This window comes from Kitasatospora sp. NPDC059462, assembly GCF_042749955.1.
In the GTDB taxonomy this organism is placed as follows: Bacteria; Actinomycetota; Actinomycetes; order Streptomycetales; family Streptomycetaceae; genus Kitasatospora.
Genome location: NZ_JBHYUU010000176.1, coordinates 1 through 16,464, shown reverse-complemented (window position 1 = coordinate 16,464; position 16,464 = coordinate 1). Strand labels below are relative to the sequence as shown.

Annotated in this window: 14 protein-coding genes and 1 pseudogene; 11 read left to right on the top strand and 4 right to left on the bottom strand. The window is 75.5% G+C overall.

Features of this window, described 5'->3' with window-relative positions; genetic code table 11:
• The 9 genes and pseudogenes from ACFXAM_RS31370 to ACFXAM_RS31330 form a co-directional block, all read left to right on the top strand.
• Positions 1-707, top strand: a pseudogene (locus ACFXAM_RS31370) (DNA polymerase III subunit gamma and tau); the annotation flags it as partial.
• Between the two features lie 55 nt (positions 708-762).
• Positions 763-1,104, top strand: a complete 342-nt coding sequence (locus ACFXAM_RS31365) for a YbaB/EbfC family nucleoid-associated protein (protein ID WP_380296356.1) — start codon at positions 763-765, stop codon at positions 1,102-1,104.
• A 177-nt stretch (positions 1,105-1,281) separates the two neighbouring features.
• A complete protein-coding gene (gene recR, locus ACFXAM_RS31360; protein WP_380296354.1) occupies positions 1,282-1,881 on the top strand; it encodes a recombination mediator RecR in 600 nt (199 codons plus the stop codon).
• Positions 1,874-2,605 carry a DUF5063 domain-containing protein gene (locus ACFXAM_RS31355; RefSeq protein ID WP_380296353.1) on the top strand — a complete coding sequence of 244 codons (732 nt, stop codon included), beginning with the start codon at positions 1,874-1,876 and terminating at the stop codon, positions 2,603-2,605. Before recR ends, ACFXAM_RS31355 begins: the two co-directional genes overlap by 8 nt.
• 337 nt (positions 2,606-2,942) lie before the next feature.
• Positions 2,943-4,223 (top strand): aspartate kinase, encoded by a 1,281-nt coding sequence (locus ACFXAM_RS31350; RefSeq protein ID WP_350541538.1) that lies wholly within the window; start codon positions 2,943-2,945, stop codon positions 4,221-4,223.
• Positions 4,220-5,293 carry an aspartate-semialdehyde dehydrogenase gene (locus ACFXAM_RS31345; RefSeq protein ID WP_380296352.1) on the top strand — a complete coding sequence of 358 codons (1,074 nt, stop codon included), beginning with the start codon at positions 4,220-4,222 and terminating at the stop codon, positions 5,291-5,293. Before ACFXAM_RS31350 ends, ACFXAM_RS31345 begins: the two co-directional genes overlap by 4 nt.
• 315 nt (positions 5,294-5,608) lie before the next feature.
• Positions 5,609-6,163, top strand: coding sequence for a SigE family RNA polymerase sigma factor (locus ACFXAM_RS31340; protein ID WP_344345760.1), 555 nt, complete (start codon positions 5,609-5,611; stop codon positions 6,161-6,163).
• The gene (locus ACFXAM_RS31335) at positions 6,156-7,754 is read left to right on the top strand and encodes a hypothetical protein (protein WP_380296349.1); all 1,599 of its coding nucleotides are present in this window, start codon (positions 6,156-6,158) and stop codon (positions 7,752-7,754) included. Before ACFXAM_RS31340 ends, ACFXAM_RS31335 begins: the two co-directional genes overlap by 8 nt.
• Before the next feature lie 177 nt (positions 7,755-7,931).
• Positions 7,932-8,723, top strand: a complete 792-nt coding sequence (locus tag ACFXAM_RS31330) for an SURF1 family protein (RefSeq protein ID WP_380296348.1) — start codon at positions 7,932-7,934, stop codon at positions 8,721-8,723.
• A gap of 27 nt (positions 8,724-8,750) precedes the next feature.
• Here ACFXAM_RS31330 and ACFXAM_RS31325 read toward each other — a convergent pair whose 3' ends face one another.
• Positions 8,751-9,092, bottom strand: a complete 342-nt coding sequence (locus ACFXAM_RS31325) for a hypothetical protein (protein WP_380296347.1) — start codon at positions 9,090-9,092, stop codon at positions 8,751-8,753.
• Here ACFXAM_RS31325 and ACFXAM_RS31320 point away from each other — a divergent pair.
• The gene (locus tag ACFXAM_RS31320; RefSeq protein WP_380296345.1) at positions 9,076-9,288 is read left to right on the top strand and encodes a hypothetical protein; all 213 of its coding nucleotides are present in this window, start codon (positions 9,076-9,078) and stop codon (positions 9,286-9,288) included. The two genes, ACFXAM_RS31325 and ACFXAM_RS31320, sit on opposite strands and share 17 nt — an antisense overlap.
• A 94-nt stretch (positions 9,289-9,382) precedes the next feature.
• Here the strand turns inward: ACFXAM_RS31320 and ACFXAM_RS31315 are convergent, their stop codons facing one another.
• From ACFXAM_RS31315 to ACFXAM_RS31305, 3 genes are all read right to left on the bottom strand, one after another.
• Positions 9,383-11,275 carry a prolyl oligopeptidase family serine peptidase gene (locus ACFXAM_RS31315; RefSeq protein ID WP_380296343.1) on the bottom strand — a complete coding sequence of 631 codons (1,893 nt, stop codon included), beginning with the start codon at positions 11,273-11,275 and terminating at the stop codon, positions 9,383-9,385.
• Between the two features lie 115 nt (positions 11,276-11,390).
• A complete protein-coding gene (locus ACFXAM_RS31310) occupies positions 11,391-12,857 on the bottom strand; it encodes an MFS transporter (RefSeq protein ID WP_380296341.1) in 1,467 nt (488 codons plus the stop codon).
• 57 nt (positions 12,858-12,914) lie between these two features.
• On the bottom strand, positions 12,915-13,292 hold the full coding sequence (locus ACFXAM_RS31305) for a nuclear transport factor 2 family protein (protein ID WP_380296339.1): 378 nt from the start codon (positions 13,290-13,292) through the stop codon (positions 12,915-12,917).
• 150 nt (positions 13,293-13,442) lie between these two features.
• Here ACFXAM_RS31305 and ACFXAM_RS31300 point away from each other — a divergent pair, with 150 nt between their 5' ends.
• Complete coding sequence (locus ACFXAM_RS31300) at positions 13,443-16,136, top strand: AAA family ATPase (protein ID WP_380296338.1); 2,694 nt, start codon at positions 13,443-13,445, stop codon at positions 16,134-16,136.
• The last annotated feature ends 328 nt before the right edge of the window (positions 16,137-16,464 follow it).

Below are 16,464 nucleotides of genomic sequence, written 5' to 3'. Positions count from 1 at the left end.
CCCCGGCACCCGCCCCCGCCCCCGCGGCGGCGCCCGGCGGGCAGCCGTCGGCGGCGGCGCAGCAGGGTGCGGCGCAGGTGCGGCAGCTGTGGCCGCAGATCCTGGAGGCGGTGAAGAACCGTCGTCGCTTCACCTGGATCCTGCTCAGCCAGAACGGCCAGGTGGCCGGGTTCGACGGCAGCGTGCTCCAGGTCTCGTTCATCAACGCGGGTGCCCGCGACAGCTTCGTCAGCAGCAACAGCGACGACGTGCTGCGGTCCGCCCTGGCGGACGCGCTGGGCGTCGACTGGCGGATCGAGTGCATCGTCGACCCGTCGGGCGGGTCGGCAGGCGGGCTCGCCACCGGCCCCGGCGGCCCCACCGGCTCCGGCGGCCCCGGCGCGGGCGGGGGCGGATGGGGCGCCCCACCGGCGCGTCCGGTGGCGTCCGCGCCCCCGATGCAGCCCGCCGCTCCGGCGCCCGCGCCCGCACCCGTGGCCGCGCCCGTGCCGCAGCCGCAGGCGGCGCCGGTCGCGCCGGTGCCCCCGCCCGTCCAGGCCCCGCCCCCGGTGGCCCCGGCGCGTCCCGTGCAGGCGGTGGCCCCGGAGGACGACATCCCGGAGGAGGACGACCCCGATCTCAACGAGGAGGCGTTCTCCGGCCAGGAGCTGATCATCCGCGAGCTGGGGGCCACGGTGCTGGAGGAGATCCGGCACGGTGGGAACTGACCGGCACGTACGCTCGTCGAGGACGTACGCACAGACCGAACGCAAGGAGTGAGCCGTGTTTCCCGGTGGTGGCCAGCCCAACATGCAGGCGCTGCTCAAGCAGGCGCAGAAGATGCAGCAGGACCTCGCCCAGGCCCAGCAGGAGCTGGCGGAGGCGAAGGTGACCGGTTCGGCGGGCGGCGGCCTCGTCGAGGCGACGGTGAGCGGCGCCGGGGAGCTGGTGGCGCTGACCATCGCCCCGGCCGCCGTGGACCCGGAGGACACCGAGACCCTGGCGGACCTGGTGCTGGCGGCCGTCCGCGACGCCAACCAGGCCGCGCAGAAGATGCAGGCCGAGCGGATGGGCCCGCTGACCCAGGGCCTGGGCGGCGGCGGCATCCCCGGTCTGCCGTTCTGAGGGCGGCGGGCGGTCCGGGACGCCGGGCCGTGACGGTCCGGAGTTCAGGCGATGGACCTGTGTGATTTATGCGGGAGTCGGGCGTCGGGCGGTGTGCCCGGCGTCCGATTCGTTGGATGATGGCACCGGAGCACCCCGTGCGGGTGCCACCGGTCCAACCCGAGGGAAGGCGCGACGTTGTACGAGGGCGTGGTTCAGGACCTGATCGACGAACTGGGCAGGCTGCCCGGCGTCGGGCCCAAGAGCGCGCAGCGAATCGCCTTCCACGTCCTTCAGGCCGACCCGGTCGACGTCCGCCGGCTGGCGCATGCGCTGCTGGAGGTCAAGGACAAGGTCCGGTTCTGCGCCGTCTGCGGCAACGTCGCGGAGGCCGAGCAGTGCCGGGTCTGTCTCGACCCGCGCCGTGACCTCGCGGTCGTCTGCGTCGTCGAGGAGCCCAAGGACGTCGTCGCCATCGAGCGCACCCGGGAGTTCCGCGGCCGCTACCACGTGCTGGGCGGCGCGATCAGCCCGATCGAGGGCGTCGGCCCGGACGACCTGCGGATCCGGGAGCTGCTGGCGCGGCTCGCCGACGGCACGGTCACCGAGCTGATCCTGGCCACCGACCCCAATCTGGAGGGGGAGGCGACCGCCACCTACCTGGCCCGGCTCTGCAAGCCGATGGGCCTGAAGGTGACCCGTCTGGCGAGCGGCCTGCCCGTCGGCGGGGATCTGGAGTACGCGGACGAGGTCACGCTCGGCCGCGCCTTCGAAGGGAGACGACTGCTCGATGTCTGACCGGACGATCAACCAGCAGCCCCACACGCCCCACCAGGCCGGACCGGAGCAGGACCGGCGCACCACCCAGGACGCCCCGCACCCCCCGCACACGCACGGTCACGGCTCGGAGCCGGACGACTTCGCGGTGCAGATCGCGGACTCGGTGGAGAGCTTCGTGCTCTCGGTCACCGAGGTCGCCAAGGGCGACGAACCCGGCAGCGCCGTCTCGCTCCTCCTGCTGGAGGTCTCGCAGCTGCTGCTGGCCGGCGGCCGGCTGGGCGCCATCGAGGACGTCGTCCCCGAGGACCGCTTCGAGCCCGACGCCGGGCCGGAGCCGGACGGCGAGCAGCTGCGCGAGCGGCTGGCCGAACTGCTCGCGCCGATCGACGTCTACCACGAGGTCTTCGACCCGTACGGGCCGCCGGAGAAGCCGAACGCCTTCCGGATCTCGGACGACCTGGCCGGGGTGGTGGGCGAGCTGCAGCACGGGCTCACCCACTACCGCGAGGGCCGGGTCAGCGAGGCGCTCTGGTGGTGGCAGTTCTCGTACCTGTCCAACTGGGGCACCACCTGCACGGCCGTCCTGCGGGCGCTGCAGTCGCTGATCGCGCACGTCCGGCTGGACAGCCCGATCGGGGCCGCGCCGGACGGGGCGGACACCGACAACGACGGGCTCACCGACGAGCAGCTGGAGCAGCAGGCCGGTGACCTGATGGCGGCGGAACTGGGTCTGGGGCGGTAGCGGACCGGTTCGCGGAACCGACCGACCGGCCCGCCGACCGGCCGACCGACCGACCCCCGGAGTGTGACGGACGACTCACCCTCCCCGGCGGAGCGGAAAACCCCGGGGCGTCCGTCCGTTCGTCCGCCGATTCTTCGGAGCGACGGCGGCCCGCCAGCAGACCTGCCGGTGGGGCCGCCCGCACCCCCGCTCACCTGCCGAAACGTGTGTCTCATCATATGGAAAGCGGAGGTCGGAGCACCCCCGCTCGGTAGACTGGCGCCGACCGCACTACCCCCGCCACCCGGGGGTGCGGGGGCCGACCGCCCCCGAAGACGACACAAGTCGAGGAGCGCACGTGGGCCTTGTCGTGCAGAAGTACGGCGGCTCATCCGTTGCGGATGCCGAGGGCATCAAGCGCGTGGCCCGTCGAATCGTTGACGCCAAGAAGGCCGGCCATGAGGTCGTCGTCGTGGTGTCCGCGATGGGCGACACGACGGACGAGCTCATCGAACTCGCGGAGCAGGTGTCACCTCTCCCCGCCGGCCGCGAGTTCGACATGCTGCTGACCGCTGGAGAGCGCATCTCCATGGCGCTGCTGGCCATGGCGATCAAATCCCTGGGCCACGAGGCGCAGTCCTTCACAGGCAGCCAGGCCGGCGTCATCACCGACTCCGTCCACAACAAGGCGCGCATCATCGACGTGACGCCGGGCCGCATCCGCACCGCCCTCGACGAGGGCAACATCGCGATCGTGGCCGGCTTCCAGGGCGTCTCGCAGTCGAGCAAGGACATCACCACGCTCGGCCGCGGCGGCTCGGACACCACGGCCGTCGCCCTCGCCGCCGCCCTCAAGGCGGAGGTCTGCGAGATCTACACCGACGTGGACGGCGTGTTCACCGCCGACCCGCGCGTGGTGAAGAAGGCCCGCAAGATCGACTGGATCGCCTACGAGGACATGCTGGAGCTGGCCTCGTCCGGCTCCAAGGTGCTGCTCGACCGCTGCGTGGAGTACGCACGCCGCTACAACATCCCGATTCACGTACGCTCGTCCTTCTCGGGCCTCCCCGGGACGATCGTCAGCAACGACAACCCGAACCAGCCCGAAGGGGGCGAGATGGAGCAGGCCATCATCTCCGGAGTCGCCCATGACACGTCCGAGGCGAAGGTCACGGTCGTCGGCGTCCCCGACAAGCCCGGTGAGGCGGCGCGCATCTTCCGTGCCATCGCCGATGCCGAGATCAACATCGACATGGTCGTGCAGAACGTCTCGGCGGCCTCGACCGGTCTGACCGACATCTCCTTCACCCTGCCGAAGACCGAGGGTCAGAAGGCCATCGACGCGCTCGACCGGGTCCGCGAGGGCATCGGCTACGAGTCGCTGCGCTACGACGACGCGATCGGCAAGATCTCGCTGGTCGGCGCGGGCATGCGCTCCAACCCGGGCGTCACCGCGACCTTCTTCGAGGCGCTCTCCGCGGCCGGCGTCAACATCGAGCTGATCTCCACCTCGGAGATCCGCATCTCGGTGGTCACCCGCGCCGAGGACGTCAACGCGGCCGTCCAGGCCGTCCACAGCGCCTTCGGGCTGGACAGCGAGACGGACGAGGCCGTCGTCTACGGAGGCACCGGGCGATGACCCGGCGGCCGAACCTCGCCGTCGTCGGCGCCACCGGCGCGGTCGGCGAGGTGCTCCTCGGCCTGCTCTCCCTCCGCCAGGACATCTGGGGCGAGATCCGTCTCGTCGCCTCCCCGCGCTCGGCCGGCCGCAAGGCGGTCGTGCGCGGGGAGGCGACCGAGGTGCTCCCGCTCGACGAGGCGGTCTTCGACGGGATCGACGTCGCGCTGTTCGACGTCCCCGAGGAGATCTCCGCCCGCTGGGCGCCGATCGCGGCCGCCAAGGGCGTCGTGGTGGTGGACGGCTCCGGCGCGTTCCGGCTGGACGACGCGGTGCCGCTGGTGGTGCCCGAGGTCAACGCGGCGGCCGCCCGGATGCGCTCGCGCGGCATCGTCGCGAGCCCCGACTCCACCACCCTGACCATGATCGCGGCGATCGGCGCGCTGCACGCCGAGTACGGGCTGGAGTCCCTGGTCGTCGCCTCCTACCAGGCCGCCTCCGGACTCGGCCGGGCCGGCACGGACACGCTGCGCACCCAGCTCGCCCGGGTGGCCGGCACCGAGGTCGGCGAGCAGACCGGCGACCTGCGCGCGGTGATCGACGACCACGGGCCCTTCGCCGCCCCGCTGGCGCTCAACGCGGTGCCCTGGGCCGGGGTGCTGACGGACGGCGGCTGGTCGTCCGAGGAGCGCACGGTGCGCGACGAGTCCCGCAAGATCCTCGGCCTGCCCCGGCTGAAGGTCTCCGCCACCTGCGTGCGGATCCCGGTGGTGCGCACCCACGCGCTCGCCGTGCACGCGGTGTTCGAGCGCGAGGTCACCCAGGAGCACGCCCGGGAGCTGCTGGCGGAAGCCCCCGGGGTGGTGCTGTACGACGACCCGGCCGCCGGCGAGTTCCCCACGCCGAACGACGTGGTGGGGACGGACCCGGTGTGGGTGGGGCGGCTGCGGCGGGCGCTGGACGACCCGAACGCCCTGGACCTCTTCCTCTGCGGGGACAACCTGCGCCGCGGGGCGGCCCTGAACGCGCTGCAGATCGCGGAGCTGGTGGCCGCCGAGGGCCTGGGCGCGGCGGCCGACGACGCGTCCTAGCCGCGGCACCCGGCCGGCGGCAGGACCCGGCGGTAGGGTCCGGCGGCGGCTCCCGGCGCCGGTGGCGGCTCGCCGGCCCCCGCCCTGCGCGGGATGTTCGCCGACTGTGCGAGGAATCCCCGCCGAATCCCCTGGAGGGCCGTTCCGTCCATGCGGAAGAATGTCCGCCGGGCTGGGCAACCATGACAGGGGATCGAGTGTCCAACGGGCGTGGCGAACGTGATGGTGGGGGCAGGGACGGGAATCTCGGCGACAGCCGCGGTGACCTTCCCGTCGCGTGTCCAGTGGCCTGCGGACAGGCCGGAAGATAACCAGATGACGGCAGTCGCACCCGGCGCCGCGGACTCCGGCGCCGGTACCGCCGGTACCGCCGCCGGGACCAGCGAGGATCTGCTCACCGAGACCTACCAGGCGCACTACCGATCCCTGCTGAGGCTGGCCGCGCTGCTCCTCGACGACCTGTCGAGCTGCGAGGACGTCGTCCAGGAGGCCTTCATCCGGGTGCACGCGGCCCGGCGCCGGGTGCGCGAACCGGAGAAGACGCTGGCCTACCTCCGGCAGACCGTGGTCAACCTGTCCCGCTCGACCCTGCGGCGCAGGATCCTCGGGCTGCGGCTGCTGCAGAAGCCGATGCCTGACATGGCCAGTGCAGAGGAAGGTGCCTACGATGCGCTGGAGCGTGACCAGTTGAAGGTCGCGCTGCGGGGTCTGCAACGCCGTCAGCGGGAGGTACTGGTGCTGCGCTACTTCGTGGACATGACGGAGGCGCAGGTCGCGGAGACCCTGGGCATCTCGCTCGGTTCGGTGAAGGCGTACGGCTCACGAGGGCTCGCCGCACTGCGGGTCCAGATGGAGGCCGGGCATGGCTGAGAACGATCGCACGGGCGCGTCCGACGGAAGCGCTCCGCCCGGCGGAAGCGCTCCGCCCGGCGGGGGTCTCCCGCTCGGCGGAGGTCTTCCGCTCGGCGGGGAGGACCTCGGTGAGCACGAGGAACGGCTGGTCCGGGAGCTGATGCAGCGGGCCGTGGCCGAGGTGCAGCCCGCGCCCGGCAGCCTGCAGCACATCCGGCGGGCGGTGCCGCGCCGCCGGGCCGTCCGGCGCGGGGCCTGGACCGGCGCCGCCGCGGTGGCCGCCGCCGTCTCCCTGCTGCTGCCCGCCCTGCACACCGCGGACCACCTCGGCCTGTCCGGCGGCCCCGGCTCGCCCGGCGCCGCGAGCGGCAGCGCCGCCGCGACCGTCACCGGCACCGTCCCCGGCGGTGCCACCGGCGCGCCCGTGCCGCCGCCCGCCGCCGACACCGGATCGCCGGCCGCACCGGGCAGCCCGTCCGGCACGGCCGACGGCGCACCGAGCGCCGGACCGAGCACCGCCCGCCCCGCGCCCGGCACCTTCGCGCCGTCCACCGCCACCACGGGCGGCGGGAGCGACGCCCCGGCGCCCGCCCTGTGCACGCGCTCCGACCTGGGGCAGGGCGCCACCCAGCTCGGCACCGCGGACGCCGACGGGCGGATCTACGGCGCCTTCACCGTGACCAACGTCTCCGGGCGCAGCTGCCGGCTGGGCGGCCCCGGCTCGGTGACCGTCACCGGTGCGGCGGCGGAGGGCGGCCGGGTCCGGATCGCCTTCCACACCGCCGGCGACCCGGCGACCGACCTGCCCGCGCCCGGGCCCTCGTCCGGTCCCGCGACGGGGAAGGACGCGGGGAGCGACGGCCTCGTCCTCGCACCCAGGGCCGGGTACCGGGTGGACTTCGCCTGGTTCCCGGATCCGGCCGGCTGCCCCGTCCCCGGCGGAACGGCCTCGCCGAGCGCGTCGACGGGCACCGGGCAGCCGGGCACGTCCGGCGGCGGCGGTGCGACGGGCGGCGGTACGGCCGGTCCCGGCACCGGGACCGCGAGCGGCGGGCCGGGCTCGGTACCGGGCACGGGCGGGTCCGGGTCCGGCGGATCCGGGTCCGGAGGGTCCGGCGGTTCCGGTTCCGGTTCCGGGTCGGGCGGCGCCGGCAGTGGTTTCGGTGGCCAGACGGGAGGCTCGGGGACGGGCGGCACCGGGACGACCGGGGGTGCGGTCGGCCCGGGGAGCACGAGCGGCGGCGCGGCCGGTCCCGGCACCGAGAGCGCCGGCCCGGGGACGTCGGCGGGCGGCACCAGCGGGGTGCCCGCGGCGGTTCCGGCGGCGGTTCCGGCGGCCTTCCGCACCGGGGAGCCGACCGCGCAGCCGCGGCCGACCACGACCGGCGTGCCCTCCGGGGCGCCGAGCCCGTCGGCCACTCCGTCGCCCGGCGCGAGCAAGCCCTCGACGAGCGTCACCCTGGCGCACACCCCGGCCCCGGGCAACCCGGTCGCCGCGACCGCGGTCCTGCCCGGCGCCTGCGCGGGCACGGTCTACCGGACGATGCCGCAGCTCCTCGCGGCCGACGCCCCGGCCACCGACCCGAGCGCCGCCCCGTCGGCGGGGTGAGGCGGGGCCGGACGGAGCGGAGCGGGCCGCCGGGAGCGGGCCGCCGGGCGGGAAGTCGACGGGGGCCGACCGGGAGGTCGGGAGTGGGAAGTCGGCCGGTCCGACTTCCTGCTCCGGTGAGGGCGCACGGGGGCCCTGGGGACGGGCCGGGTGTGAGGAGTGGTTACCGTGGGGGGTGTGTACCGGTTCCTCCTCACCCCGCGCTGGCTGAGCGGCACCGCGCTGGCCGTGGCGGCCGTCGCGGTGTGCGTCTGGCTCGGCTCCTGGCAGCTCGGCCGGTTCGAGGACCGGGTCTCCTCGCATCAGGAGATCAGCCGGGCGGCGACCGACGGCGGCGCGCCCAGGCCGCTCGACGAACTGCTCGCCGCCGACCGCCCGCAGGTCACCACCGACACCGTCGGCCGTGCCGTGACGGTCACCGGCACCTTTGACGAGGAGCACCAACTCCTCGTGCCCAACCGCGTGTTGGACGGCAAGCAGGGCTACTACGTGCTCACCCCGCTGCGCACCACCGACGGCCGGACCGCCGCCGTCGTCCGCGGCTGGGCCGCCGGGGCTCCCCCGACGGGACCGGCCGCGCCCGCCCCCGCGCCGGCCGGCGAGGTGACCGTGACCGGCCGTCTCCAGGCCGGTGAGAACAGCGGCAGCGGTGGCGCCGTGGCCGGTGGCCTCCCGGACGGGCAGCTCGGCACGATCAACCGGGCCGCGCTCGTCAACAAGCTCGCACTCGACGGCTGGTACGACGGCTGGGTCTCCGCCGACACCGCGGCGGACGGCCTCACCCCCGTGCCGACCGTGCAGCCGCAGGGCGGCGACGGCCTCTCGCTGCGCGCGTTCCAGAACCTCGGCTACACGCTGGAGTGGTTCGTCTTCGGCGGCTTCGTGGTGTTCATGTGGTTCCGCCTGGTGCGCCGCGAGGCGGAGGCGGAGCAGGACCGGGCCCTCGGACTGGACCCGGTCCTGGACTGACGCCGTACCGCCGACCCGACCTGCTGATCAGCGGGTGGGCTTCACCGGCGGAACGGCCGGCTTGGTCGGAACGGCCGGCGCCGGAGCGGACGGTGCCGGCACCCCCGGAGCGGACGGCACGGCGGCCGACGGTGCGCCGGGCGACGGCGAGACGGGCGACGGCGAGACGGTCGACGCCGGGTAGTCGCACCGACGACCGCTGTTGTTGCCGTTGCCGTTGCCGTTGCCGTTGCCGCTGCCGCTGCCGCCGTCCGAGTCGTAGTGGTCGGTGTGGTGCCGGGTCGTGCGGCTGCCCTTGGACCCCTTCGACCCCTTCGAGCCGCTGGACCCTCCGGACCCCTTCGAGCCCGACTTGGCGAGCACCACCACGCCGCCGTCCTCCCCGGCCCCCGCCGCCACCGCGGTGCGCAGCGCCGCCTTCACCACGGTGGAGGACGCCGTGGGCGAGGGCGCCCACGGCGTCGGCGAGGACGAGGCCGGGGAGGAGGCCGACGAGGAAGCCGGCGAGGCCGGCGAGGACGGCGGCGGACAGGCCGCGCTCCCCCCGCCGCCCCCGTCGTCCTGACCCGAGCAGCCGGTGAGCACCAGCACCCCGGCCACCCCCGCCCCCACGATCGTCAGCAGACGCCTCACCCGTACCCCCCGTTTTCCCGCGTCCCCTACTTCTCCGTGTCCGCCTGATTCTCGCCGACCGCCGCACCGCCGAGGTGCCGGCGGACGAAGTCGATCTCCAGCCGCAGCTGCTTGATCCGCTCGTCCACCACCAGCGACCCGTGCCCGGCGTCGTACCGGTACACCTCGTGCGTCTTGCCGAGCTGCTCCAGCCGCTCGACGTAGTTGTCGATCTGCTTGATCGGGCAGCGCGGGTCGTTCACCCCGGCGCTGATGTACACCGGCACCCGCACCCGCTCGACGTACGTCAGCGGCGAGGACGCCGTCCAGCGCTCGGGCACCTCCTCCGGCGTGCCGCCGAAGAGGGTGCGGTCGATCGACTTCAGCGCCTCCATCTCGTCGTCGTACGCCGTCAGGTAGTCCGCGACCGGCACGGCGGCGACGCCGAGGCTCCACAGCTCCGGCTGCGTCCCGAGCCCGAGCAGGGTGAGGTAGCCGCCCCAGGACCCGCCGGACAGCACCAGCCGCTCCGGGTCGGCCAGCCCGCTCGTCACCGCCCACTCCCGGACGGCGGCGATGTCCTCCAGCTCGATCAGCCCGACCCGCTCGCGCAGCGCGTCCGTCCAGGCCTGGCCGTAGCCGGTGGAGCCGCGGTAGTTGACCCGGACGACCGCGAAGCCGTGGTCCAGCCAGGCGGCCGGTCCGGCGGCGAAGGAGTCGCTGTCGTGGTGGGTCGGGCCGCCGTGGACCTCGAACACGGTCGGGAACGGTCCGTCGCCCGCCCCGGCCGGCCGCTGGACCAGCGCGTGCACCCGCCCGCCGGGCCCGTCCACCCAGACGTCCTCGACCGGCACCGAGCCGGGCGGGACGGCGCCGGGCGCGCGCAGCACCACGGTGCCGGCGGTGGAGCGCACGGCGGAGGGCTCGGCGGCCGAGGACCAGAGGAACTCCACGGTGCCGTCCGGCCGCGGGGTGGCGCCGCCGACGGTGCCGCGCGGGGTGTCCAGGCGGGTGAGCACGCCCTCGTCCAGGGAGTACGAGAAGAGCTCGCTGCGCGCCTCGTACTCGTGCTCGATCAGCAGCGTGCGGGCGTCCGGCCGCCACTGGGCGGAGAGGTCGCCGGGCAGCTCGCGGCCCTGCTCGTCGCGGAGCGCCAGCGCCGTCTCGACGCCGGTCGCGACGTCCCAGATCACCGGCTCCCAGCGGCCGGTGCGCTGGTGGGCGACCAGCAGCCGGGTGTCGCCGTCGATCGGCGCGAAGCCCAGGCAGGCCACCCCGCGCGGCTCGTCGCGGCCGGTGACCTCGTCCAGTTCGGCCACGGTCGGGACGGCGGTGGCGCCGTCGCCGTCGCCGGGCAGCCGGACGACGCGAATGGCGCCGTGCATGGCGTCGCCGTGCTCGGTGTGGTCGATGGCCAGCAGGGTGCCGTCGTGGCTGAGGTCGCCGACGCCGCCGTACTCGGCGTGCCGGTAGATCTCGACGGCCTCGGCCGCTCCGGGGCGGCGCAGGTGCAGGGTGGTGCCGCCGTCGTCGGTGGAGCGGCCGACCACCACGGTGCCGTCCCGGCCCAGCGCGAGCCCCGCCTCGTAGGACGGGGCGAGGCCGGGGACGGCCTCCTCGTCCGGGCCCTCGGCGCCCTCGGGGCGGCCCGCGAAGGGCTGGCGGCGCCAGATGCCGAACTCGTCGCCGTCGTTGTCGTCGAACCACCAGATCCACTCGCCGTCGGGGGACAGCTCGGCGTCGGTGGTGCCGTTGGGGCGGTCGGTGACCCGCCGGTGGGTGTCGGTGGCGCGGTCCCAGGCGTAGACCTCGTAGGTGCCGCTGGCGTTGGACACGTACAGCGCCCGGTCGGGGGCGTCCTCCGCCCAGTCCGGCAGGGAGACCCGTGCCGCCCTGAACCGCTGCTCCCACGCCGGTACGGCGCTCTTCTCCTCGCTCATCCACCCATCCAACCCGATCGGGGGGAGGAAACGGAACGGAAGGGCGGAACGGAAGGGCGGAAGGGAAGCGGGCGGACCGTGGCGCGCGCTCCCCCTCGGACGCCGCCGCGCGGGCTCACCCCGTCCGGCGGGGCAGCAGCCGGACCAGGCCCGCCAGCAGCACCTCCAGCGCCGCCAGCGCCGCCAGGCTGCGCCCGAACGCCTCCGCCGGGTCGTCGGCGGCGTAGTGGACGATGCCGATCAGCGCGACCCCGAGCGCGCCGGCCACCTGCTGGACGGTGGACACCACGCCCGCCGCCGAGCCGGCCAGCCGCGGTTCGACGCCCGCCAGCACCACCGACGTGACCGGGGCCACCACCAGGCCCATGCCGAGCCCGTCCACGAACAGGCCGGGCGCCAGCCACCAGACGCTGCCGCCCGGGTCGGTCGTGTGCACCGCGAGGCCGAGCAGGCCCAGCCCCGCCGCCATCAGCAGCCCGCCGAGCGCGATCGTCCGCGGGCCCAGCCGGGCGAGGACGTGGTGCGCGGTGGTGGAGGTCACCAGGTAGCCGAGGCCGATCGTGGTGAAGACCAGGCCCGCGCCGAGCGCGTCCAGGCCGCGGCCCGGCTGCAGGTAGAGGGCGAGCACCAGGAAGAACGACGCCTGGCCGAGCCAGAAGGCCAGCTGGGCGAGCATGCCCGTGGTGAAGGCGCGGTCGGCGAACAGCCGGGTGTCGACCAGCGGCGAGCCGCCCGCCCGGCTGCCGCGGTGCTGGTGGACGGCGAAGAGCGCCAGCAGCACCACCGAGGAGCCCAGGCAGAGCCAGGTCCACAGCGGCCATCCGGCCTCCGCGCCCTGGATGAGCGGCAGCACCAGTCCGGTCAGCGCGACGGTGACCAGGGCGACGCCCACCGGGTCCAGGCCCGGGCGGTGCGGGGCGCGCGACTCGGGCAGGCAGCGCCGCACCAGCGCCAGGGCGGCCAGGCCGACCGGCAGGTTGATCAGGAAGCAGCTGCGCCAGTCCAGGCCGAACAGGTCGGCGCGGATCAGCACCCCGCCGATCAGCTGCCCGAAGACCGCGCCCAGCCCCATGGTCAGCCCGTACATCGAGAACGCCCGGGCCTGCGCCGCGCCGCTGTAAGCCGTCCGCAGGATCGCCAGCACCTGCGGGCCCATCAGCGCCGCCGCCAGCCCCTGGGCGATCCGGGCGCCGACCAGCGCGCCCGCCGTCGGGGCCAGGCCGCAGGCGGCCGAGGCCAGGGTGAACAGGGCCAGGCCGAGCCCGAACGTCCGCCGCCGGCCGTAGCGGTCGCCGAGCCGGCCGGCGGTGATCAGGCCGACGGCGAGGGCGAGGGCGAAGCCGGCGACCACCCACTGGACGGCGGCCGGTCCGGCTCCCAGGTCGGTCTGCAGGGACGGTACGGCCACGTTGACGACGAAGACGTCGAGGGCGGTCATGAAGGTCGCGGTCAGGAGCACCGGCAGCAGGCCGCGCGTGGCGGTGGCGGTGGCGGCGCCGGGAGCGGTGGCGGGGGCGGAGGCAGGGGCGGTGGCGGGAGCGGTGGTGGTGCCGCTCGGGCGGCCGGTCGGGCTGCTGGACAACTCGTCATCTCCTGCTCGGCGCCGGGTCGGGGCGGGTCGGGTCGGGGCGCGGTCGGGTCAGGCGCCCGGGACGCGGTCGAGGAAGCCGTACACCGAGGCGATCCGGCCCTCGGCGTCGGCGACCAGCACGTCGAAGCCGATGACCAGCGGCTCCTCGCCGGCCGGGCCGAGGTTCCACGTGAAACGGGCGATGTCGTGGTGGGCGTCCACCGGGCCGAGGGTGAACACCAGCCCGGGGAACTGCGCCTGCGCGGCGCCGATCAGGGCGTCGACGCCCTCGCGGCCGGTGACGGCGGCCAGCGGGTCGGTGTAGCCGCCGTCCTCGGCCCAGGCCTCGTCGACCAGCTTCCGGCGGGCGGCCGGGTCGGTCTCGTTCCAGGCGGCGAGGTAGCGGGCGGCGAGCTGCCGGAGGTCGGTGGGCTGGGTGGCGGTCATCGTCTTCTCCCTGGTCCGGTGGGGTTGTCGGCGGGCCGTTCCCGCTGGTCAAGAAGGTACGGACGGCGGGCGGCGGGCGAATCCGTCACGGATGGGTAGGGCGTACGTACGTCGCCGCCAGTAGGGTCGGGGCAACGGGAGGGGGCCGGGGTGCTGTACGGGCGGGAACGGGAGCGGGCCGCCGTCGACGCGCTGCTCGACGGGGCGCGGGACGGCCGCAGCGGGGTACTGGTGCTGCGCGGTGAGCCGGGGATCGGCAAGACGGCGTTGCTGGAGTACGCGGTGGCGGCGGCGGGGGACGGCGTCCGGGTGATCCGGGCCACCGGGGTCGAGTACGAGGCCGAACTCCCCTTCGCGGGCCTGAGTCTGCTGCTGGCGCCCGGACTCGACCGGCTGGACGCCCTGCCGGGGCCGCAGCGCCGCTCGCTGGAGGGGGCGTTCGGCCTCGGGGAGCCGGCCGGTGGCGCGAACCGGCTGCTCGCCGGACTGGCCACGCTCGGGCTGCTCGCCGAACTCGCCGACGAACAGCCGCTGCTGTGCGTCGTGGACGACGCGCAGTGGTGGGACCGGCCCTCGCTGGACGCGCTGCTGATCGCCGCCCGTCGGCTCCAGGCGGAGGGCGTCGCGCTGCTGCTCGCCGCCCGGGACGACGGGGGCGAGGCGCTGCCGCTCGCCGGGCTGCCCGAGCTGCGGCTGACCGGGCTCGCCGACGCGGACGCCGCCCGGCTGCTCGCCGACCGCGCGGGCGGGGAGCCGGCCGGACCGGTCCGTCGGCGCCTGCTCGCCGAGGCGGCCGGGAACCCCTTGGCGCTGGTGGAACTCCCCCTGACCGGTGCGGACTTCGGCTCGGGCGGGCTGGCGCTCACCAGTCGCCTGCGGATCGCCTTCCACGGTCAGGTCACCGGCCTGCCGCCGGACACCCAGACCCTGCTGCTGGTCGCCGCCGCCGAGGAGAACGGCGAACTGGACGCCGTCCTCGCCGCGGCCGCCGCCCTCGGGGCGGGCACCGAGGCGCTGTCGCCCGCCGAACGGGCCGGGCTCGTCACCGTCGGCGCGGACCGCCGGCTCGTCTTCCGGCACCCGCTGCTGCGCGCCGCCGTCCTCCAACGGGCGCCGCTGCAACAGCGGTTGGCCGTCCACCGGGCGATCGGCGAGGCCCTGGAGGACGGCGACCGGCGCACCTGGCACCTCGCGCTCGCCGCCACCGCGCCCGACGCCGACCTCGCCGACGCGCTGGAGCGCACCGCCCAACGGGCCGAGGCCCGCGGCGCCCACGGCGGGGCGGCCACCGCGTACGAGCGTGCCGCCGGGCTCACCCCGGACCGCGACGGCGCCACCCGCCGCCTGGTGCTCGCCGCCGAAGCGGCCACCGAGGAGGGAAAGTTGGCGCAGGCCGAGGCGCTCGCCGACCGCGCCGGCGCGCGCACCGACAGCGTCTTCGCGCACGCCCTGCTCGACCAGGTCCGGGCGGTCGCCCACTTCTGGCGCGGTGCCTACCCGGCCGCGTACCGGCTGCTGTTGGACGCCGCCGCCACCGACATCGAGCCCGCGCACGCCGCCCGGATGCTGCTCCAGGCCTTTCACGCCGCCTGGTACGTCGGCGAGGAGCCGGTGGCCACCGTGCTCGACCGGCTGGCGGCCCTCCCGCTCGGACCGGAGGAGCCGCTCGCCCCGCTGGCCCGGCACCTGCCGGCCGCCGTGCTGCCCGCGCTGGGGCGGTCGGCCGCTCCGGCGCCGGACGTGCGCGTCACGGCGGAGGCGGCGCGCAAGGCGGGGGCGGAGAGCCCGGTCGACCTGGTGCAGCTGTGCGGGGCGGCGCTCGTCCTCGGGCGTGACCACGAGACGCTGGAGCTGGCGGCGGAGCTGGCCGCGGAGGCGCGGGCCAAGGGGACGGTCGGGGTGCTGCCGACCCTCCAGTTCTTCCTCGCCGAGGCCGAGTTGTTCCACGGCCGGCACCGGGACGCCGAGGTCACGGCGACGGAGGGCCACGCGCTCGCCCGGGACACCGGGCAGCACCAGTGGACCAGCCAACTCGCCGCCATGCTGGCCTGCCTGGCCGCCCTCGCCGGGGACGACGAACGGTGTGCCGAGCTGGCCTCCGACGCTCTCGTCTCCGGTTCGTCCGCGCCCGCCGCCGGTGAGCCGTGGGCGCACTGGGCACTCGCGCTGCTGGACCTCGGCCGGGGCCGCGCCGCGGCCGCCGCCGACCGGCTGCACACGCTCACCACCGGGCCCCACCGGCACCACATCGGGGTGACCCGGGCGGTGCCGGACCTCGTCGAGGCGGCCGTCCGGCTGGGCGAGCCGCAGCGCGCCGCCGAGGCGTACGAGCGCTTCGCGCGCTGGGCGGGCGCGGCGGGGACGCCGTGGGCGGAGGCACTGCGGCTGCGCTGCCAGGCGCTGCTGGGGCCGGACGAACTGGCGGAGTCCGCGTACCGCGCGGCGCTGGTTCTGCACGAGGGCACCCACCGCCCGTTCGAACAGGCGCGGACGGCACTGCTCTACGGGGAGCGGCTGAGGCGCGAGCGCCGGCGGACGGACGCCCGGCCTCACCTGGGCGCGGCGCTGGAGACCTTCGAGCGGCTGGGCGCGAGGCCGTGGGCGGACCGGGCGAGGGGGGAGCTGACGGCCACCGGCACCGCCGCGCCGACGGCCGAGGCGGGGGTGCTCACGGCGCTCACCCCACAGGAGCTGCAGATCGCCCGGCTGGCGGCCCAGGGGCTCACCAACCGGGACATCGCGGCGCAGCTGTTCCTGAGCCCGAGGACGGTGGGGCACCACCTCTACAAGGCGTACCCGAAGCTGGGGATCGCCTCGCGGACGGAGCTGGTGGCGCTGTTCTGAGGGGGCGGGGGCGGACTGCGCTCGGCGAGGGGTCACGGACAGCATTCCAAGGACCCGTCCGTCCCGTTCCGGTCTTCCCGTCCCCGGAGTTCGCCGGGTTCGTCGCCGTTCTCCGGGCAGGGCCGGGGAGTTCGGAACCGTCCGACCGCTGCCCGGACGCGATGGCCCTGACCGACGCATCGGTCAGGGCCATCGGCGATTTGGCGCGCACGTCGGGGGCCGCCGCGCGGACGGGGCTATTCGGCGGGGGTGCCGCGGAGGAGGAAGGGGAGGTGGATGCCGCGGGTGAGGGCGGTGAGGGCGTGGAGGGTGCGGCGGTGCTGGTCGG